This is a genomic window from Dehalococcoidia bacterium, assembly GCA_025054935.1.
In the GTDB taxonomy this organism is placed as follows: domain Bacteria; phylum Chloroflexota; class Dehalococcoidia; order SpSt-223; family SpSt-223; genus JANWZD01.
Genome location: JANWZD010000002.1, coordinates 16149 through 36397, shown reverse-complemented (window position 1 = coordinate 36397; position 20249 = coordinate 16149). Strand labels below are relative to the sequence as shown.

Here is a 20249-nt window from a genome sequence, read left to right as displayed (position 1 = left end):
TCCGAAATCACCGCGCGAGCGGAGGAGCCATGACCGACCGGATCGTCACCATGGAGTGCGCGATTTTCGAGCAGCGCGGTCCCATCGCCATCGTGACGCTCAACCGTCCGGAGGCGAGAAACGCGCTCAATACCGGGATGCACCGCGATGTCGTCTGGGCGTGGGACGAGATCAATAACAACCCCGAGATCCGCGTCGCTATCGTCACCGGAGCCGGGGATCGCGCCTTCTGCGCCGGGCGGGATATCAAGGAGTTTATCGAGTTCTACGGCGAGGGGAAGACAGAGAAGCTCCGGCCGATCGACGACCCGAATCATCCGATGTTCGGCAAGCTGTGCAACCACTACATTGTCCGCAAGCCGCTCATCGCCGCCATCAACGGCTACGCCGTCGGCGGCGGGCTCGAGATCGTCCAGATGTGCGACCTGCGCGTGATGGCCGACGACACCTACATCGCCGACCTGCACGCCAAAGTGAATGTCTTCGGGATGAACTGCCTCGCCTATGAGCTGCCGTGGCCAATTGCAAACTACCTCACGATGGCCAACGGCCGACTGACCGCCCAGGAATGCCTCCACTTCGGCTACGTCAACCGCGTGGTGCCCCGCGCCGAGCTGATGAAGGCCGCGCTTGAACTGGCCGAGATGGTACTGACGAGCGGTCCAGACTCCTTGCGTCACCTGAAGGAGGGGTCGATCCGCCGCCAGATCGAAAGCGGGAACCTCTTCACTGAGGAGTACCTCGAGAAGCGCCGCCAAGAGGCGCTTGAGCGCGTCAAGAACACCGCCGCCTCCCACGACCTGATGGAAGGTATGCGCGCCTTCGTCGAAAAGCGTGCCGCAACCTACGAGCGCCCCTCGTAACCGTTCCGCAGCGCCGACGGAGGCGGAACTGGTCGCTGCCTGGGCGAGCAGTCAGGTCGAGCAGCCGCTCCTCGACTCTGCCGGGCGGCGCCTCCAGGTCGTCTACCCCGGCCGCCGGTCGGGACTGCCGGGCCCCGACTTCCGCGACGCCATTCTCGCTGCCGAGGACGGGACGCTGCTGCGCGGCGACATTGAGCTTCACCTCCGCGCGGCCGATTGGTATCGCCACCGGCACGACCGCGATGCCGCCTACAACACCGTCGCGCTCCACCTCGTCGCGCTCGGTCCCCTAGCGCCCGTGCGCCTCGCGTCGGGAGCCCAGGTTCCGTCGGCGATTGTCCGCCCGCGCTCCCCCCGCCCGCTGGTCGCGGCTGGCCTGTCCGGCATTGTTTGTCCGAGCGGCGATCGTGACGCGGCTGCAGCGGCCGTCGACGCGGCGGGCGACGCCTGGCTCGCCGAGCGGGCGCTGCGCCTCGCGGGCCAGATCGATCTGCTCGGCGAGGACGATGCTGTCTGGAGAGCGCTCGCCGAGGCGATGGGCTACGGCGGCAACGGCCCCGGGTTCCTTGCGCTCGCAGAGGCGCTCCCGTGGGGCTATCTCAGCGGGATGATCGGACGCGGCGAGGAGGCGATCGAGCGCGTCACGGCGCTGCTGCTTGGGGCTGCCGGGCTTGCGCGCGACGGGAAGGAGCGTGCGCGCTGGCAGGAGCTTGGCGCACCCGCGCCCCTAAGCCCGATTCGATGGACGACGACCGCCGTCCGCCCGGCAAACCAGCCGGCAGCCCGCATTCGCGCGCTGGCACGGCTCGCAGTCACCTGCCACGGTGAGGGACCGGCGTCGTGGCTGCGGCGGCTTGCCGCGCTTCCGCCGCGCAGGGCGGCCGCCGCCATCGTCGCCGGCGCCGGCGGCGCGCTTGGTGCCGAGCGGGCGCGGACGATCGTGGTCAATGTGGCGCTGCCGCTTGCCGTCGTTGACGGAACGCTCACGCGCTTTCCCTCGCTGCCGCTGCTCCCCGAGAACGCCATCACCCGCGCGATGAGCGACCTCGTCTTCACCCCGGCAGGCCGCCGCGCTGTCACCGGCGCGCGGCGGCAGCAAGGACTGCTCTATCTCTATCGGCGCTGGTGCCGGGAGAAGAACTGCGCCGCCTGTTCCCTGGGGCAGCGGCTCGCCGGCGCGATGGAGGCCGAGTGAGCCTCTACGCGCCCGGCGCAACGGCGTCGACGCTAAGCGGCGCCGACGGCGCGGGGACGGCCGCGCGGGCAAGCAGCCGGTCGATGGCAGCGAAAACGACGGCGTCTGGCAGGAGCGCCCGCAGCCGCAGGAAGAGCTGCGCATCGGGACCGACCGGGATGCGGAAGGGCGCGCGCCGGTCGGTGAGCGCGCGGTAGATCGCCGCCGCGACTTTAGAGGGGGGGACGCCCCGCTCGGCGGCGCGCTCGAGGCGGGGGCGGAGCGCAGCAAGCGCCGGGGCGTACGGCGAGTCCGGCGGGATCGTCGCCGATTCGCGGTTCTGCACGAACGGGGTGAGGACAAATCCCGGCTCGATGACGACAACGCGGACGCCGAACGGCTTCGCCTCGGCGCGGAGCGCCTCCGAGAACGCTTCCAGCGCCCACTTGCTTGCGGCATACAGCCCGCCGAAGGGAGCGACAAGCCGGCCCTGGACCGAACTGACCTGCACGACAACCCCAGCTGAGCGGCGGAGGTGAGGGAGCGCTGCCCGCGTGAGCCGCCACGCTCCAAGCAGGTTTGTCTCCAGCACGCGTCGGACCTGCTCATCGGTTGTCAACTCGACAGGCCCGAAAAAGCCGATGCCGGCGTTATTGATGACGGCGTCGAGCCGGCCAGCCCGGGAAACGACCAGTTCGACCGCCTGGGCAACCGAGTCGGGGTCGTCGACCGCGAGCGGCACGACTTCGAGCGGCAGCGCGAGCCGGCGGCCGGTTTCGGCAAGGACGGCGGCACGCTCTGGCCGACGCGCCCCGGCGAAGACGCGATACCCACGCTTGGCGAGATAGTCGGCAGTCTCGCGGCCAATCCCGCTGCTTGCCCCGGAGATCAGTACAACGCGCATCATTCCTCCCCCGGTATGATAGCCCGGCACGCAGCCATCCCAGCCGCTAGAATCGTGGCGTGACACCGCCGCTCGTCGTGACCATGATCGCGGCCGCGCTGTTTCTTGCGGTCGAAACCGCGTTCCTCGTTGGGTACCTTCGCCGACGCGGCCGGCAGGCGCCCTCCGCCATCGCCGGTCGGTCCCATCCAGCACTCGAGCTGATCTGGGCGGTGCTGCCGCCGCTGCTGCTCGGGCTGCTGGTGATCCTGACGCTTCGCGTCGCGGCGGGCGCCGAGATCGCGCTGGCCGACCGCACTGCCAGCATCGGAGGAGGGTTCCGCCTATGACACCCTACCGCTGGCTGATCGTGGCATCTGCTCTCGCAACGTATCTCCTGATCGTCGTCGGGGGCATCGTCCGCGTGACGGGGTCCGGGCTGGGATGCCCCGATTGGCCGCTTTGCGAAGGCCAAGTCATTCCCCCGGCGCGGGTCGACGCCTGGATCGAAGTGTCCCACCGCGTCACCGCCCTCGCAATGTCGCTGATCAGTCTCGCGGCGCTGGTCGGCGCCTACTGGCCGCGGCGCCGTCCCGCCGCGCCGTGGCTGTCGGCCGCCGCTTTCCTGCTCATCCTTCAGATCCTCCTCGGTGCCATCGTCGTCCTGACCGAGCTGCCCGGCCTTGCGGTCAACCTGCATCTCCTCTTCGCGATGGTGATCCTCGCGCTGATCCTCGTCGGAGTAGTCGTCTCCCTGCCCGAGACGTGGCGCCCCCCCTCGACTGAGGCGGGACTGCGCCGGCTGACGCTCGGCACCGCGCTCGCTATGTTTCTGCTGATCGTCAGCGGCTCATACGTGTTCGGCTCGGGCACATCGCTTGCCTGCAGCGGTTGGCCGTTCTGCGAGAGCGGCATTCTTCCCAGCCGGCTGAGCGACTGGGTGAACTACTCCCATCGGCTGGTTGCGGCCGTCGTTGGGGTCGCCGTCTTTTGGACCTGCTGGCGCGTTTGGCGCCATCGCGACCGCGCGCCGGCGCTGGGCTGGACCGCGGCGGCCACCGTCGTCTTGTTCCTTCTTCAGGTCGCAGTGGGCGCCTTCGTGGTGATCGAGCGGCTGAACGGGCCTTGGCCGGGGCTCCACCTCGCGCTTGCTGCCGCAGTCTGGACGACATTTGTCCTGATGACCGCTTTCGTCGCGCTGCCGCGGACATCGGGAGCTCCCGCACCGAGCGCCGCCCCTGCCCGGCTCCAACCGACGACATGATCCGCCGCTATCTTCCGCTGACGAAGCCGGTCGTCGTTCTGCTCCTGCTCTGCACGACCGTCATGACCATGCTCTTCGCCGCCGGCGAGCTTCCGAGCTGGCCGACCATCCTCGCGACGATCATCGGCGGGGCGTTCGCAGCCGGCGGTGCAAACGCGGTCAATTGCTTCTTCGACCGCGACATCGACTCGCTGATGGCGCGGACGCGACGCCGGCCGACTGCCAGCGGCGTTGTTGCCCCGAACCGGGCGCTCGGGTTTGGTCTCGCCTTGATCGCCCTCGCCGTCCTCCTGCTTGGCGTTGCCGTCAACTGGCTGACTGCCCTCCTCGGGCTGAGCGGGGCGCTGCTGTACATCGTGGTCTATACGCTCCTTCTGAAACGGGCGACCATCCATAACATCGTCATCGGCGGAGCGGCAGGCGCTATCCCGCCGCTCGTCGGGTGGGCGGCCGCAACCGGACGGGTCGACCTGCCGGCGTGGTATCTGTTCGCCATCATCTTCTTCTGGACCCCGCCCCACTTCTGGGCGCTCGCCCTCATGACGAAGCGAGACTATGCTGCCGCGGGCGTGCCGATGCTGCCCGTCGTGCGCGGCGACGACGAGACGCGCCGCCAAATCGTGCTCTACGCGATCCTTCTCCTGCCGGTGACGATGCTGCTGTTCGGCGGCGGCACAATGGGCTGGCTTTACCTCACCGCCGCCGTGCTCTTGACGGTCGTCTTCATCTGGTATGCCGTCATGCTCTACCGGGAGAAGACGACGCGGCGCGCGCGCGCGCTCTTCACCTACTCGAACAACTATCTGGCGCTCCTCTTTGCGGCGATGGCGGTTGACCGGCTCCTTACGCGCTAAGCCGGCTTCTCGCCGGGTCGCGCTCCCCGGCCAAGAACAGGATAGTGCGCCGGCAAGCCGGGCCGGACATCAGCTTGGATCCCAAACGGGGGGATGGGATACCGCACGCCGTTTGCGGCAAGCTGCTGGAGCCCGTCGATCAAAGGCGGGAGATACCGCGGCGGCAGCGCAAGCAGGAGCTCGTCATCGGCGACGCCGCCGAAACGCCGCTCGGCGTAGCACGGGATCGACAGGCTTGGCTCGCCCGTCGCCAGCGCGCGGCCCCAAGAGTCGGCGCAGGCCGTTTCGCCGACAGCACTCCATTCGAACTTTCGGTAGCCCCGATATTGGAGACCGTTGATCAGCAGGATCATCTGGCCGGGCGTCGCGTAGATGAGACAGATATCCGGCGGGTCGAGCAGCCCACGCGCAAGAGGCGAAACGACGAGCGCCCGATACCGCCCATAGGGCACCGTGGTAAGCGCGCGCTGGTGGGCGGCTGAGTCGGCGGGAGTGGCATACCAGACCCCGGTCAGGAACGCGCCCGCCTGAAACTGCTCATCTTGCGGGTGCAGCCCCACCACTGCCCCGCACTGCTGAAGCGCGAGGTCGTCGGCTGTGATGCCGACTGTCCAGCCGAGCCGCGCCGCTTGGCCGACGATCTGATCGAGCGTGTGGCGCGCTTTCGGACGGCGCACTCCCGGCATCGCGGCCAACGCGGCCTCGTCACTGAACAGCTTCATGCCGATAGGCAGGGTTTTGAGACGCAGCAGCCGGGTCAACGCCTCGACGAGAGCCGGCCAATCGAACGTCGTGTCGCTCATCGGTTGCGCTCCTTCTGTCGGCCTCATTAGGCATGCCAAAGACGATCGGTTGGATCTAGACTAATTGGGGCTCCCGTCCGGTACGCTTGTCGGACGGAGGCGATCCAATGCGCGCGTTTTGGGAATGGTACAACCGGCACTACCTTGCCAATCTGATCGTTTCGACAGGAATCTTTCTGCTCCAACTGATCCACCTCTACTGGCTGACGGGATACATCGTCGACAACCTGTTCGGCTGGCGGATCCTCTTCATCCCGGAAAGCAGCCCGTTCTACGCCATCCCGGATTATCTGGAAATTCCGACCCTTGTCTCGGTCTCGCTGCTCTATCTCAACCAGCTCCGTTCGGCGATCCACTGGCGGCCGCTGCTTTATCTGCTGCTGCTCAATACTCAATATATCCACATCTTCTGGATCACCGATGAGTTGGTGGTGAAAGCGTTTGCGGAGCAGTCGATTGTCACCTGGAACGGCTGGGTAGCGTGGATTGCGATCGCCATCGACTACCTTGAAGTACCGGTCATCATCGACACCCTCCGCCAAGTCTGGAACGAGCGGGCGACGATCCTTGCGAAGCTGCGCGGTGTCGACGTTGGCGAACTGACCCCAGCGGCCGACTAAGTCTGGTAGTATTGGGGGAAGCGCCGGCGCCTGAGACGACGAGTCGGAGAGACCGCCGGCGCGTCGCAAGGAGTGCTGACGATGCCCCACACTCACCGTTCATCGGCGGAGAAGGGCAAGCCCAACACGGTGAAGGTGACGCCGGCAACGGAGAACTACCTGCAGGCCATCTATGCGCTGACGGCGGAACGGAAGACGTTGATCGGCGCGCGCCTCGCCGAGCACTTGCGCGTCTCTCCGCCTTCGATCACTCAGACCTTACAGCGGCTCGCAAAGGCGGGCTATGTCCAACTGATCGATCGTGGCGACCGCAAAGAGATTGTCCTCACCGAGGCCGGACGCGCGATCGGGGAAGCGGCGACCCGCAAACATCGGCTGATCGAACGCTGGCTGCAGGGCGAACTGCGCCTCAGCTCTACTGAAGCGCACGAAGCTGCGCACGCCTTCGAAGCAGGGTTCGACGAGAAGCTCCTCGACCGCCTCTTCGAGTCGATCGGGCGACCGACGCACTGCCCGCACGGCAATCCAATCCCGGGCAGCGGCGCGGAGATGGACTACAGCGGCCTCTATCTCAGCGAAGTGTCGCCGGGGGAGCGCGTTTGGCTGGCACGGATCACAGAGGAAGCCGAGGCGGACCTCGATCTGTTGGAATATCTTGAACGGAACGGCGTGAAGCCGGGGACCCCCCTCGATATCATCGCCGTCGACCAGAAAACTGGCGCGGTGACCGCTCGCACCGAAAGCGGAAGGGAGATCCGCCTCGAGCAGCGGTCGGCGGCGCTGATCTACGTCCGGCGCGACGAGAATGCGCCTCCGGCGTAGAGCGGCTTCGCCGCCAGCAGCGCGCGGATCCAGCGCTCGAGAAGCTCAAACCCGAGGATCTTGCGTGGCGCCAACGCCAGTTCCATTGCCAGCCTCGCTTTGCTCACCTTTAGCTCGCATCTTAATCAAGATTAATCTCTCCTGTCAACTCTCGCTCTCCGCGGGGACACGCCGCCCTTCGGCAGCGCACCGAGCGTCGTGATGGGGCTGCAGAGATCCTCGCTTGGTGCCGAAAGACGTCGATGCAGAGGCAACGTTGCCTGCACTTGGGGCGGAGATGCTCCCTTTCGCGCCTGCCAGCCCTATACTTGTCGCCAATCCCTCAGCAAGACGAGGGAGGATGCGCTACGCTACTTGAGGGAGTTCCGTGAGGCTCGTCCTCGTCGACGATCACCAGCTTGTTCGCGCGGGGCTTGCTGGCCTGTTCCGCGAGCAGAAGGCGTTCGATGTCGTCGGCGAGGCGTCAAACTGCGCTGAGGCGATCGCCAAGATACGCCAAGCCCGGCCAGATATCGTCCTTCTCGATCTTCGGCTCGCGGACTGCGACAGTCTCGACCTGCTCCGCCAAATCCGGCGGGAGTTTCCCGCTGTCCGGGTCGTTGTTCTCAGCGATGAGATCGACGACGATCAGCTCGTCGCCGTGCTCGTCGCGGGCGCCAGCGGCTACATTCCCAAGAGCACGGAGTTCGCCGCGCTGGTGAAGTCACTGCACGGCGTCGCCGCCGGCGAGGTCGCGCTCTCGCGGGCATTGACAACCCGCCTGACGCTCAAGCTTCAGCAACTGCAGAGCGTGAAAACCGGGTCGCCCCCGCCGCCGCGCCCGCCCGACCCCTTGTTGGAGCGGCTGAGCGAGCGTGAGCGCGTCATCCTTGCCTATCTCGCTAAGGGGGCAGCAAACAAGGAGATCGCCCGCAGCCTCCATATCTCCGAGCACACCGTCCGCACGCATGTGACGAACCTGCTCAGCAAGCTCGGGTTCACGAACCGGGTCCAAGCGGCGGCGTTCGCAGTCCAAAATGACTGCACCCTTCCGGAGACGCTGCGAGGCACCTAAACGGCGGGGACGAGCGCGGTGCCGCCCGGCTCTCTCATCGTGGTCAGCGCGACGCGCCGTCCCTCTCCTCTCTGCGCCGAGGAGCAGCACGTGCGGCAGCGCCGGCGTTGCCCTGCTGGTCGAAGCGCGCCGGGTCAACCGCGGTTCTTGCGGCGCGAGGACGCGCACGCGCCCCGATCACCCGCCGCGCCATTGCCGCAACACCGCTCCGCTGTCACTCGGGTGAAGCGGCTGGCTCCGAGGAGGACGACGGCGAGCTGGCGGATCCAGCGCTGCTGAGGAAGTCGAGTCGGATTGCTGCTGCCGCCGCCTGAACGCGATTCTCAAGCCCGAGCTTGGCAAGGATATTGGTGACGTGAGTACGGACAGTATGCTCCGACAGCCCCAGCGCTCGCGCAATCTGACGGTTGGATGCGCCGCGCGTAATCAGCGCCAGCACCTCCCGTTCCCGCGGCGAGAGGCGTTCGAGCCGAGCGCGCGGCACGCTCCGTTCAAGCGCTCCCTCGGCGCGCAGCTGGAACGCCGCATCGCGCAAGCGGTTCACGAGCCGAGCCGTCAGCGCCCGCGACAGCGCTGCTTCGCCGGCAACGACCCATTCGAGCGAAGTGACAAGCGAGGAGATGTCCGCGCTCTTGATGACATAGCCGCTGGCACCCGCCATGACTGCCCGGAGGAGGTCGTTGTCGTCCTCAGACATTGTCAGGACGACCACTTTGGCTGTCGGCCGCAGCCGGCGGATCTCGGCGATGATCGCCACGCCGTCGGCTCCCCCGAGATACAGCTCAAGGAGGACGACATCCGGTTCGAGGGAAGCGACCTGCGCGAGCGCTTCTTCTGCAGTCGCAGCGCCCCCCACCACCGCCAGCCGCGGATGGTCTTCCAAGAGCTGAGCGAGCGCCTGTCGCGTGCGGGGCTGATCATCAACGATGAGAACCCGGGCGCGATCGCCCTCCGGCGCGCGCGGAGCAGCAGCGCTCTCATCTCGAGGCATTGCGAATTCCTCCATGGGATTGCGAGTCCGCGTGCGCTTCCCTCCCCCTCCGAGACCCCAAGCGACGGCGGCCACGCGGCGCCGCACTGTGCGGCCGAACCGAGACGCTCCCATCCGCTGCCGGCCTCTCGTCTCCAGCGACGGCTGGAGGAGGGCGGCGCGCTCCTCGCGGACGATCGTCTGCGCCATAGGCCGGACGCCGGAATGGGCACGAGCGTCGGGGCGCCCCACGCAGCGGAGTGATTCGCCGCCTCCTCTGTCAGTCCCCGCGCGCCGCGCCGCCCTGTCAGCGCGAAGGAGGCTCGGCACCGCTTTCCCCTCGGCGCGGGGACTGCCGTTCCGCTTCGCGGAGATCCGTCGGCTCGTGACGAGCACGCAGAGGAGCGCCCAGCGGCCAGGCCGCGATGGCCAGCCCCGCGATCCGCCGACGGACCGCGGCACGGCGAGCCGGCGCCTTTTTGCGCCCTTCCCTCCGAACTGCCGCCCGCAGCCGCTCCGCCGAGACGGCACAGCCAGCTCCGAGGCGGCCATTAGGGATCGGCCACGCTCGCTGCCCCCGCCGGCTCGTGGACTGCCGGCGGTGCGGGAGGCGCCTCTCTCGCGCGCGGGGTCGGGCAGCGCTATGGACTGTTCTTCGGCGACGCCAGCAGATGCCTGTCACCCTCCAGATCATGCCGACTACCTGTTCCCGCCGCGCCGGCGAGCGCAGCCTCTTCGCGCGCAGGAAGCCACGCGCGAGGGTCGCTACCGCGCCGAGGCCTAGGGAAAAACACGCGCCTCGCGGGCCCCGTCTGCCGTGCCCACGCGTTACCGCGCAGTTCCTCGGCGCGATCTTCTTCGCTCCCTCTCGTCGCGTCAATTCGTAGAAGCGCCTACTGCATTTGTCGTTCGCGCGACAAGCAGCGCTCTCCTGACATGATTGGCCAGTGGAAAGGCAGAAGCGGGCAGCGATTTTGACGCGCTGTCGCGACGCTGGGAAGCCAGATGAAGGCAGAGCGCTGGTTTGCCTCGGCGCCGCCGAGAGCCCCCATCGTTGCCCGCTTGCTGAAAGCATGGCCCAGCACAACCGGAGAGATACCTCCCGAGAGGGGGATGCGATACCGACGCGTGCTTATGACGCCCCACGCGGGGGCATCGTGCCGCAGAGCGCGCCGCAAAGCGATTGAGGAGAGGATACGCAAAGTGTCGTACCTCGTTCTACGGTCTTCTCGTCGTAAGAGATGACAGAAGAACGGCGATCCTGAGGATGAAACCGGCGCCCCAGATCTCTATAGTCGGCGGTGACGAGGCAATATGCCGAAGGACCGAGCAGTCGCCCAGGCCACCATGAAAGTTCCTGCCGGAACAACGACCGAGCAGCGGGTGCTGCTCGTCTATCGGGACGCGCTCCTTCGCGACGTCGCTTATCACCTGCTCCGCTCGGCGAACGGCGCGATGGTCGTGCACACCTGCCATCTTCGAGAATTCCAGCCGACAGCGCTAACCGAGCACCGCCCGACCGTCATCGTTGCCGACCAGATGCCCACCGACTTGATCACCGCCCTGCTCGGCCCCGAGGGGAACCTGCAGCCGAGCATGCGCGTTGTACTTATTAGCTTAAATCGCGACGACCTATGCATTCTCGAAGTGCGCAAGCGCCAGCCTGCCGGCGTCGACCTGTTCTTGGATGCAGTGTGCGGCTGGACTGCCGCTGATGCTGGAGGGCAGGGTGAGGAATACTCTCTTGCCGCTCGTCGCAGCAAGAAGGAGAGTTCATAACATGAACCGACCAACCGTCTCTGTCATCATCCCTGCGCTCAACGAGGCAGAGAACCTCCCCTACGTCCTCCGCGATATTCCGACCGAGGAGGTCGACGAAGTCATCCTCGTTGACGGTCACTCCACCGACGATACCGTCGCGGTGGCGCGAGCGATCATGCCAGATATTCGGGTGATCGAGCAGCCCGGCAAGGGGAAGGGTGACGCTCTCCGCGCTGGATTCGAAGCCGCAACTGGCGATATTGTCGTCGCGATCGACGCGGACGGCTCGACTGACCCGCGTGAAATCCCAGTGTTCGTCGGCGCGCTGCTGGCCGGCGCGGACTATGTCAAAGGGTCGCGGTTTCTCCAAGGGGGCGGCACGGCCGACATGCCGCTCTATCGCCAGCAGGGCAATTGGGGCCTGACGATGCTCGTCCGGCTGCTGTTCGGCGGAAAGTATACCGACCTCTGCTACGGCTACAACGCGTTCTGGCGGCGCGTCCTGCCGCTGCTCGCCCTCGATGCAGACGGCTTTGAGATCGAGACCCTCATGAATATTCGCGCGCTCCGCGCAGGGCTGAAGGTCGCCGAAGTGCCCAGCTTCGAAGCGCCCCGCATCCATGGCGAAGGGCGGCTGCGCGCGTTCCCAGACGGCTGGCGCGTGCTGAAGACCATCCTTCGCGAGCGGTTTTGCCCGACAGTAGATGTCCGACGGGTCGACCGCGTCTTCGGGAAGCGGGAACGCGCTCTGCTCGCGCAGGCGTGCGAAGCCGCTGCCGACCCGGGAACCACTCTCGCTGAAAGCAGGGCCAGCTCACCGCTGAAGCCGGCTGCTCCTGTCACCCGACCAGCCGCGTGACCGCCCTGACCCCTGCCGAGGGGAGCGGTTTCGCTGTCGTTATCTGCACCTACACCGAACAGCGCCGAGATCTGCTCCTCGCCGCTCTCGCCTCCGTCCAAGCGCAGACGCTGCCGCCCGATGAAATCGTCGTCGTTGCCGACGGCAATGAGCGACTGTTCGCGCGTCTTCAAGCGATCGTCGACGGCGCCCGCGTGATCCGCAATCCCGGTCCTCCCGGCCTCTCTGGCGCCCGCAACGCCGGAGTTGCCGCCACCACCGCTCCGCTCGTCGCGTTTCTCGACGATGACGCTGTCGCCGAGCCGACGTGGCTTGAGCGCTTGGCAGCTGCCTACGCTGCCGATGCGCGCATCATCGGCGTCGGCGGCGCAGTCGCGCCCCGCTGGCTCGGCCAGCCGCCCTCGTGGCTGCCGGCGGAATTTCTGTGGACCATCGGCTGCAGCTACCGCGGGCTGCCAACCGCAAGCTGTCCTGTTCGGAACGTCATCGGCGCGAACATGTCGTTTCGGCGCTGGGCAATTCTCGCTGTCGGCGGCTTCAACCACGCTATCGGTCAGATTGGCCCCAGTATGCAGCGTGGCGACGACACCGAGCTCTGTATCCGCTTGACGCAGCGTCTTCCTCGCGCGACGATTCTCTACGAACCATCAGCACTGATTCGCCACGCTGTTCCACCCGAGCGGACAACGATGCAGTATTTCCTCCGGCGCTGTTATACCGAAGGACTGGCGAAAGCGCACCTCGCCCGGCTCGTGGGCGCACAGTCTGCGCTCGCGGAGGAGCGCCGCTACGCGCTCGTCACCGTGCCGCGCGCCATCGTGCGCGAGCTTGTGAGCGGGCGGGCTGAGGGAGTGCAGCGCGCCGCTGCGATCGGCCTCGGTCTTGTCGTCACGGCGCTCGGATATCTTCAGGGGAGGATTGAGCACCTCATCTAACACGACCTCCCGTCGGCGGGTCGTGATGGCAGCAGCACGCTACCTTCCGCTCATGGGGGGAATCGAGACCCACGTTCACGAAGTGGGCACCCGCCTCGCCCGCCGCGGCTGGGAGGTGACCGTCCTTACCTCCCTTCCGCCTGGCAATGGTCCGGCTGAGGAGGAGCGCGAAGGGCTGCGGATCGTTCGGCTTCCCATCCGCGCTTTCGCCAACTCCGATTTCTATGTGGTGCCCGACATCGCGCGCCGGATCGCCGCTGGCGGCTGGGATCTCGTTCATGTCCAAGGCTGCCACACCGCCGTTCCTCCGTTCGCGATGCTCGGCGCGCAGCGAGGCGGGCTGCCGTATGTTGTCACCTTCCACACCGGCGGCCACTCCCAAGCGTGGCGCAATCGAATCCGCGCCCTGCAATGGTGGCTCCTCCGTCCGCTCTTTGCCGGTGCGCGCAAGCTGATTGGCGTCTCCCGCTTCGAGGCGACCTTCTTTCAGCGCCTGCTGCGGCTTCCTGCCGCGCAGTTCACCGTCATCCCGAACGGCGGTCTCCTGCCGCCGCCGCCAGGCCGTCCTCCTTTCGACGATGATGGGCTCATCATCGCCTCCGTCGGCCGGCTTGAGCGCTACAAGGGGCATCATCGCGTAATCGCCGCCCTGCCGGCCATGCTCCGCTGCCAGCCGAATGCGCGGGTCTGGGTCGTCGGCGCCGGACCCTACGAAGGGGCGCTGCGCGCGCTCGCCGAGCGGGAGGGCGTGGCGGACCGGGTGCGTATCTTCGCGGTGCCGCCAGCCGACCGCGCCGCAATGAGTGCCGTCTATGCTCGAGCCGACGTGGTCGCCCTGCTGAGCGACTATGAAGCGCATCCGGTCGCCGTGATGGAGGCCTTAGCGCTCCGGCGCCCCGTGGTGGTGATGCGGACGTCGGGTCTCGCCGAGATCGCCGAGGAAGGCTTGGCCGGGGCAGTCGACCGGCGCAGCTCGCCGGAGGAGATCGCGGAGACGCTGCTTGCGCAAGTCGGCAAGCCTCCTCCTCCCTACGAGCTGCCGACTTGGGACCGCTGCGTTCAGCAGCTTGAGCTGGTCTATTTCGAGGCGTTGGCAGCGCGCTGATGCGTATCCTGATGCTCGCCCAGTTCTACCCTCCGGTCATCGGTGGTGAAGAGCGTCACGTCCGCGCGCTGGCGCAGGGGCTTGCGGCGCGCGGCCATGAGGTGGTCGTCGCCACGACGGCGCTGACAGAAGGCGCTGCCTCCGAGCGGGATGGAGCCGTTCGGGTCGAGCGGCTGCGCGGAACGGTGCATCGGCTTCCGCGTCTTTTCTCAGACGAGCGCCGTCACGCTCCTCCCGCTCCTGACCCCGAGATGACGCGCGCCTTGCGCCGGCTCGTCGGCGAATTTCGCCCTCAGGTCGTTCACGCCCATAACTGGATGGTCCATTCGTACGTGCCGCTCAAGCGCCGCGACGGCCCGCCGCTGGTGCTGAGCCTGCACGACTACAGCTTGATCTGCGCCAAGAAGCGGCTGATGTACCGCGGCCAGCCGTGCCACGGCCCCGCGCTGCGGAAATGCCTTGGCTGCGCCGCCGAGCATTACGGCCCCCTCAAGGGCGCCGTGACGACACTCGCGCTCCGGCTCGCGCTGCCAGTAGAGGCGCGCTGCGTCGATCTCTTCCTGCCCGTAAGCAGGGCTGTGGCCGCCAGCAGCCGCCTCGCCGAACAACGGCTACCGTTCGAGGTGGTGCCCAACTTCGTCCCAGACGACGTCGCGCGCGTCGATGATCCGCATTCTGACTATCTCAGCCGCTTACCATCGTCTCCCTATTTGCTGTATGTTGGCGACCTGAGCGACGACAAAGGGGTAAACGGATTGCTCACTGCCTATGCTCAGCTTGAATCCCCGCCGCCGCTCGTCTTGATCGGCCGCCGGACGCCGACACTGACCGCGCCGATCCCGCCAGGGGCGGTGATTGAGGAGTCGTGGCCGCACGGAGCGGTGATGGCAGCGCGCCGCAATGCGCTTCTCGCCGTCGTCCCCTCCATCTGGCCCGACCCCTGTCCCACCACCGCCCTTGAAGCGATGGCCTGCGGCCAAGCGGTCGTCGCTTCGGCAACGGGCGGCTTGACTGATATCGTCGTCGACGGCGAGACCGGTCTCCTTGTTCCTCCTGCCGACCCTGCCGCGCTGCGCGACGCGCTGCGCCGCCTGCTTCACGACCCAGCGCTGCGCGAGCAGCTCGGACGCGCGGGATTGCGCCGCGTTCGTTCCTTTCAAGCGGGGACAGTGGTGCCGCGGGTCGAGGCAATCTACCGCCGACTTTGCCAAGAGACCGGACAGTCGAGCGCCACCGCGAGCCGGGAAGAGGAGTGGTCCGAGTAGTCCCGCGAGGCGTGACGGCGAACTCCCGCACTGGGCATGCGTCTCCCCGCCTCTTCCCTGCCCTCTGGACCGCCATTCCGCCGCTTGTCAGGCCGGCGACAGGAGAGCGCGCTGTTCCCGCTGCTCCGGCAGGGCTCGGGGTTGCCTCCCTCGTTGTTATTGCGGGAAGCGCGCTCTGCTTGATCGCCGCCGCCTATAGCCTCGCCCGGTGGGGATCGCCGGTCGCCCTCCCTCTCTACTGGGCGGGGATCATCGCCATCATCGTTCCTCCGACCGCCTACTTAGCCTCATCGTATCCTCGCCGCCGTGACCGCCTACTCACCGTCGGGCTGCTCTACGTTGCGCTGTTCGCGGTGAAGGCGCTGCATAGCCCGTTGGAGTTGACGTTCTTCGATGAACTGCTCCACTGGCGCACCGCGCTCGACATCATCGGGACGGGGGAACTGTTCCACGAGAATGCGCTTCTGCCGGCGAGCCCGCTCTTTCCCGGCTTGGAGATCATCGTTAGCGCTTTAGTAACGCTCGGCGAGATCCCGCTTCTGCTCGCGGGATTTCTCGTCGTGGCAGCGGCGCGGGTTCTGCTTGCGCTTGCACTCTTCCTCTTCTTCGAGACAGTCGGGCGCTCAGTGCGGGTCGCGGGCGTTGCCGTCGCCCTCTATGCCGGCAACCCAAACTTTGTCTACTTCGGCTCGCAGTTCGCCTACGAGACCCTCGCCCTTCCGCTCGCTGTGTTCGCGCTTTTCCTCATCGCGCGCGCGACGCGCCGACAGCTCCCCCTGTGGCGGCATTGGGTCGTGCTAGTGGCGACGCTCGCCGCAGTCACCGTTACCCATCACGTCACCTCCTACGTGCTGCTGATTTTCTTGGTCTTCTGGAGCACGCTCGCGATCGTCCTTCCTGCCGACGCCTCAGCCCGAAAAGAGGGAGGCCCCGCCCCGCTTCGCCGATGGGCCGGTCGGCTCCTGCCGAGCCTGAGCGCGCAACGGCTGGTGATCTTCCCCACTCTCACGCTCGGCTGCTTGATCGTCCTCTGGACCGTGTTCGTCGCCACCGTGACGGTCGACTATGTCGCTGCGCCGGTGACGCGCGGCATTCAGGATGTTGTCCGGCTCGCAAGCGGCGAAGCGCCGGCGCGCCAGCTGTTCCGCGCTGCAAGCGGGGAGACAGCGCCGCTGTTCGACCAAGCGCTGGGATACAGCGGGGTTCTTCTCGTCCTCCTCACGCTGCCGGTCGGGCTGTGGGTCCTGTGGCGCCGAGAGCCGATTGATGCGCTGATCCTCGCCCTCGCCGCACCTGCGCTCGGCTACCCCGCAACGTTAGTCCTCCGCCTCGTGAATGTCGGGTCGGAGCTTGCCAGCCGGGCAGTCGCTTTTCTCTTCGTCGGGATTGCGTTTGTGATCGCGCTTGGGCTGGTCTGGAGCCGGTGGCTCCGCTGGACCGGCAGCGCTCGGCCGTGGCTAGTGACCGGCGTCGTGGCGGTCATTTTCGCGAGCGGCCTCGTGGTCGGCTGGCCGTACTGGGCCCGCCTGCCGGGCCCCTACCTCGTTTCGGCAGATACGCGCTCGATCGAGGCCGAAGGGCGAGCCGCGGCTCAGTGGACGCGCGAGGCGCTCGGCCGGGACAACCGAATGGCCGCCGACCGGATCAATCGGCTGCTCCAGAATGCCTACGGCGAACAGCGGATCGTGCACGGCCTTGCCGACGGCGTGGAGCTCGCGCCGGTCTTCCAGTCGGAGCAGTTCGGCCCGCGGGAGATCGAGCTGCTCCGGCGCGGGCGTGTGCGCTATCTGCTCGTGGACCGCCGGCTGAGCACCGCCCTTCCCGTGCTCGGGATGTATTTCGACCCGACCGAACCGGGCGCCTTCGGCTATGTCCAGCCGATCAGTCGGGCAGCGTTGGCAAAGCTCGACGGCTTGTTTGGTATCGACAAGATTTACGACAGCGGCAACATTGCCATCTACGATCTGCAGTCGGTGATCGGTGGCTAGTCTCTGGGGTACGCTCGGCATCCTCGCAGCGCTCCTCCTGCTGATCGGGCGCGGCATCCCCGTCGTCGCCGCCCTTGCCACGCTCACTGCGCTTGCTGCGCTCGCTGCCCTGCTCGGTCTCGCTGCCTTCCCGCCGACCCTGTTCGAGTGGTGGGAGCGCTTCGCTGCCTCGCTCGCCCTCGTCTTCGTCGCGCTCATCCTCGGCGGGCTTCTCCTCTCGGCAGCAGGGTTCCCTCTTGATGGGCTGATGTGGCTCGGTCTAATAGCGCTCATGCTCATGCTGATATGGCTGACCACTGTGCAGGCGCCACCACCAGGACCCCAAGCAGCAGCCGGTCCTCGCGTCGCACGGCAGCGACCAAAAAGCTCGCGGATATGGCTGATCGCGGGGATCGCGCTCATCCAGGCAACCTTGGCAGCCGGTCTCGGCGTTGCGGGCGCGCTCACTGCACCCCAAACAACCTTCACGCAGCTGTCCTTGAGCCGCCCTCCTTTTGCGGGCGAGGTTGTCGTTAGTCTCGCGAACCACGAGGGCGCAGCCGAAACCTACCGTGTTGACGTGCTGATCGACGGCCGAGTAGCAGCACGGTGGTCGCCGGTACCCCTCGAAAACGGCGCACGCTGGACCGGCCGCGTTCTGCTTCCCGACGCTTGGCAGGCAGTGACTGCTCAGGTCTACCGGCCGCCCAACGCGACCACGCCATATCGGCAGACGGTGCTCTGGAACCGGGAGCCGGCATGAGCAGCGCGCCGCGAACGGTCGTCGCGCGGACGCGCGCCGCCTTCAGTTCGACTGCCAATCGCGCGGTTCTCCGCACTGCTTTCTCGATGGTCGGCACGACCGCCATCACCTCGCTCCTCGGCTTCGCCTTCTGGACGGTTGCGGCGCGATCGTTCCTACCGGCGGAGGTCGGGATTGCCGCAACGGCCGTCTCTGCGATGACCCTCCTCGCGAACATCGGCATGGTCGGGCTGGGAACGATGCTGATCGCCGAACTGCCGCGCCAGCCCGGCCGGGAACCGGCGCTCATCGCGAGCGCCGCTGTTGCTGCCGGCATTGTCGCGTTCGCGCTCGGGTCGCTCGCCGGCGCAGCCGCCGGCGTTTTCGTCGCAGACCTGCAGATGCTCGCGACGAGCCTTCCCCTCAATCTGCTGTTCAGCCTGGGCGTGGCAGTGACGGCGATGACGCTGGTGCTCGATCAAGCCTTTCTTGGGCTTCTCCTCGGCTCGGTGCAGGTGTGGCGCAACACCATTTTCAGCCTTGCCAAACTGCTCTTCGTTCCGCTTGCCGGCAGCCTCCTGCCCGGGGCAAACGGCATGACGATCTACGCCCTCTGGCTGGCAGGCAATCTGGTATCGGTCGGGTATGTCGCGGCTGTGCTCGTCCGCCGCTTCCCCTCCGCGCGGCTCCTCGCCTGGCCCTCGCTCGGCTGGGTTTGGCGATCCCGCAGCGGCGCATTCGACCACAATACCCTCAATCTGTCGCTGCAGCTGTGGTATTACCTGCTTCCCTTAGTCGCAACGGCGCTCATCTCCGCGGAAGCCGCCGCGTACTTCTACATCGCGATCATGATCGCGAACTTCGTCAGCATGCCGCCGTTTGCGCTCACAATGGGGATTTTTGCCGTCGGGGCACGGACCCCCCAGCTGATCGGGCAGCGCACGCGCTTTACCATCCCCCTCGCCGCCGCGCTCGGAGGAGCAGCGAACCTCGTCCTCCTCGTTGCCGCTGAGCCGCTGCTCACCCTCTTCGGTCCGGGCTATGCCGATGGCGCGCTGCCGAGCCTCCGCATTCTCGCTCTTGGGGTCTTTCCGCTCATCGTCAAAGACCACTATGTCGCCATTTGCCGGGTCGAAGGACGGGTGCGAGAAGCAGCGCGGGTGATGGTCATCGGCGGGGCCGGCGAGATCGCGCTCGCGGCCCTCGGCGCGCTCCTAGCTGGCCTGCCGGGAGTAGCGCTTGGCTGGCTGAGTGCGGTCACCCTCGAAGCGATTTTCACCGCGCCGATTGTCCTTCGCGCCGTCACGCAGGCGCGGAGCGCACCCCAGCCGACCGCCTAGCCGTCCGCACGCGAAGGGGACGAGAAGGTCTTCACCCGATCGCTCAGCCAGCTCCACCCGGTCAGCAACACTCGCCGGACTAGGCACTGCTCATGCGGCTGGCCAATCGCCTGACAGGCAGCCGCGATCGCTCGCCCGACCGCCGTGGCAGCAGCCGGCTCCTCCCGCGGCGAGATGGCCGAGCGGCGCACCCCGGGCTGGACGGTGCCGCCGGCATAGCGGGCGATCACCTGCATTTGGGGCTGGTCGCGCCCATTCAGCGGGTCCAGCCCCAGCTCCCGCGGCGTCCCCCACAACGGCCCCGCCGCCCACGCCACCGCCCCCACCACCCGCTCCTCGCTATCCACCACCCGCAGAAAATTGTCCAGCACCGTCAGCCACCGCTCATCCCGGTCCACCACCCCATACTCCGTGATTATCCCCAGCACCCCATGCGCCCGCAGCCACTCCACAAACGGCCGCACCCGCTCCACCCCTATCTCCGGATACGCCCCCCCCGCCTCATACCCATACCGGTGAAACCCCGGCGCCTCCCCGTCAAAATACACATGCGCCGCATACAGCACCTTCCCCACCGGGTCTTCCACCAGCAGCTCCTCGTTGTACTCCCGCCACGTGTTCGCCTTCTGCCAGTGATACCCCGGCACCAGCACCCACGCCTGCCGGTCCACCCGCCGCACCCCCTCCACCCCCGCCTGCGCCAGCACCTTCCACGTCGCGCTTCCCCCCGGCAGGTCCCCCGGCTCGTTCATCAGCTCATACCCATACAGCCCCGGATGCCCCACCAACGCCCCCGCCAGCTTCGCCCACACATCCGCAAACTGCGCCCCATCCGCCACCGTCAGCTTCCGCCCATAATAGGCCCCAAAGTTGTGCAGCTCCACAATCACCTGCTGCTGCCGGCTCGCCGCATCATCCAGCACCCGCCGCAGCTCCGCCACATCTACCGCCGACAGCGGCCCAAACGC

General features: G+C 67.1%; 20 protein-coding genes. 16 read left to right on the top strand and 4 right to left on the bottom strand.

What is annotated here, in order from left to right; translation table 11 throughout:
- Positions 1–29: 29 nt before the first annotated feature.
- Complete coding sequence (locus tag NZ773_03075; protein ID MCS6800910.1) at positions 30–863, top strand: enoyl-CoA hydratase/isomerase family protein; 834 nt, start codon at positions 30–32, stop codon at positions 861–863.
- Positions 835–2058 carry a DUF2851 family protein gene (locus tag NZ773_03070; GenBank protein ID MCS6800909.1) on the top strand — a complete coding sequence of 408 codons (1224 nt, stop codon included), beginning with the start codon at positions 835–837 and terminating at the stop codon, positions 2056–2058. Before NZ773_03075 ends, NZ773_03070 begins: the two co-directional genes overlap by 29 nt.
- A 4-nt stretch (positions 2059–2062) precedes the next feature.
- Here the strand turns inward: NZ773_03070 and NZ773_03065 are convergent, their stop codons facing one another.
- Positions 2063–2944, bottom strand: a complete 882-nt coding sequence (locus NZ773_03065; GenBank protein ID MCS6800908.1) for an SDR family oxidoreductase — start codon at positions 2942–2944, stop codon at positions 2063–2065.
- Positions 2945–3000: 56 nt separating this feature from the next.
- Between NZ773_03065 and NZ773_03060 the strand changes: the two genes are divergently transcribed.
- The 3 genes from NZ773_03060 to NZ773_03050 are packed head-to-tail and all read left to right on the top strand — an operon-like array spanning position 3001 to position 5038.
- Entirely contained in the window at positions 3001–3270 is a 270-nt protein-coding gene (locus tag NZ773_03060; protein MCS6800907.1) for a hypothetical protein, read from the top strand.
- Positions 3267–4184 carry a COX15/CtaA family protein gene (locus NZ773_03055; GenBank protein MCS6800906.1) on the top strand — a complete coding sequence of 306 codons (918 nt, stop codon included), beginning with the start codon at positions 3267–3269 and terminating at the stop codon, positions 4182–4184. The genes NZ773_03060 and NZ773_03055 overlap by 4 nt, the downstream gene beginning before the upstream one ends.
- A complete protein-coding gene (locus NZ773_03050) occupies positions 4181–5038 on the top strand; it encodes a heme o synthase (GenBank protein MCS6800905.1) in 858 nt (285 codons plus the stop codon). The genes NZ773_03055 and NZ773_03050 overlap by 4 nt, the downstream gene beginning before the upstream one ends.
- Here the strand turns inward: NZ773_03050 and NZ773_03045 are convergent.
- Positions 5035–5841, bottom strand: a complete 807-nt coding sequence (locus NZ773_03045) for a DUF169 domain-containing protein (protein ID MCS6800904.1) — start codon at positions 5839–5841, stop codon at positions 5035–5037. The genes NZ773_03050 and NZ773_03045 overlap by 4 nt on opposite strands.
- Before the next feature lie 107 nt (positions 5842–5948).
- Between NZ773_03045 and NZ773_03040 the strand changes: the two genes are divergently transcribed.
- The 3 genes from NZ773_03040 (at position 5949) to NZ773_03030 (ending at position 8337) form a co-directional block, all read left to right on the top strand.
- The gene (locus NZ773_03040; GenBank protein ID MCS6800903.1) at positions 5949–6461 is read left to right on the top strand and encodes a hypothetical protein; all 513 of its coding nucleotides are present in this window, start codon (positions 5949–5951) and stop codon (positions 6459–6461) included.
- An 81-nt stretch (positions 6462–6542) separates the two neighbouring features.
- On the top strand, positions 6543–7283 hold the full coding sequence (locus tag NZ773_03035; GenBank protein ID MCS6800902.1) for a metal-dependent transcriptional regulator: 741 nt from the start codon (positions 6543–6545) through the stop codon (positions 7281–7283).
- A gap of 367 nt (positions 7284–7650) precedes the next feature.
- Complete coding sequence (locus NZ773_03030; protein ID MCS6800901.1) at positions 7651–8337, top strand: response regulator transcription factor; 687 nt, start codon at positions 7651–7653, stop codon at positions 8335–8337.
- A 214-nt stretch (positions 8338–8551) separates the two neighbouring features.
- On the opposite strand, the gene NZ773_03025 is transcribed toward NZ773_03030, so the two are convergent.
- On the bottom strand, positions 8552–9328 hold the full coding sequence (locus NZ773_03025) for a response regulator transcription factor (protein MCS6800900.1): 777 nt from the start codon (positions 9326–9328) through the stop codon (positions 8552–8554).
- Positions 9329–10621: 1293 nt separating this feature from the next.
- Between NZ773_03025 and NZ773_03020 the strand changes: the two genes are divergently transcribed.
- From NZ773_03020 to NZ773_02985, 8 genes are read left to right on the top strand one after another with little or no spacing between them, the layout of a single operon-like run.
- Positions 10622–11086 carry a hypothetical protein gene (locus tag NZ773_03020; GenBank protein ID MCS6800899.1) on the top strand — a complete coding sequence of 155 codons (465 nt, stop codon included), beginning with the start codon at positions 10622–10624 and terminating at the stop codon, positions 11084–11086.
- 1 nt (position 11087) lies between these two features.
- Positions 11088–11927, top strand: coding sequence for a glycosyltransferase family 2 protein (locus tag NZ773_03015; protein ID MCS6800898.1), 840 nt, complete (start codon positions 11088–11090; stop codon positions 11925–11927).
- Complete coding sequence (locus tag NZ773_03010; protein MCS6800897.1) at positions 11924–12862, top strand: glycosyltransferase; 939 nt, start codon at positions 11924–11926, stop codon at positions 12860–12862. Before NZ773_03015 ends, NZ773_03010 begins: the two co-directional genes overlap by 4 nt.
- A complete protein-coding gene (locus tag NZ773_03005; GenBank protein MCS6800896.1) occupies positions 12846–13967 on the top strand; it encodes a glycosyltransferase family 4 protein in 1122 nt (373 codons plus the stop codon). Before NZ773_03010 ends, NZ773_03005 begins: the two co-directional genes overlap by 17 nt.
- Complete coding sequence (locus tag NZ773_03000) at positions 13967–15232, top strand: glycosyltransferase family 4 protein (protein ID MCS6800895.1); 1266 nt, start codon at positions 13967–13969, stop codon at positions 15230–15232. The genes NZ773_03005 and NZ773_03000 overlap by 1 nt, the downstream gene beginning before the upstream one ends.
- An 11-nt stretch (positions 15233–15243) precedes the next feature.
- Complete coding sequence (locus NZ773_02995; GenBank protein MCS6800894.1) at positions 15244–17220, top strand: hypothetical protein; 1977 nt, start codon at positions 15244–15246, stop codon at positions 17218–17220.
- Positions 17213–17962, top strand: a complete 750-nt coding sequence (locus tag NZ773_02990; GenBank protein ID MCS6800893.1) for a DUF1616 domain-containing protein — start codon at positions 17213–17215, stop codon at positions 17960–17962. Before NZ773_02995 ends, NZ773_02990 begins: the two co-directional genes overlap by 8 nt.
- Complete coding sequence (locus NZ773_02985; GenBank protein MCS6800892.1) at positions 17959–19281, top strand: MATE family efflux transporter; 1323 nt, start codon at positions 17959–17961, stop codon at positions 19279–19281. Before NZ773_02990 ends, NZ773_02985 begins: the two co-directional genes overlap by 4 nt.
- Here NZ773_02985 and NZ773_02980 read toward each other — a convergent pair.
- A partial coding sequence (locus NZ773_02980) for a glycoside hydrolase family 5 protein (GenBank protein ID MCS6800891.1) occupies positions 19278–20249 on the bottom strand: 972 nt, incomplete at its 5' end. The genes NZ773_02985 and NZ773_02980 overlap by 4 nt on opposite strands.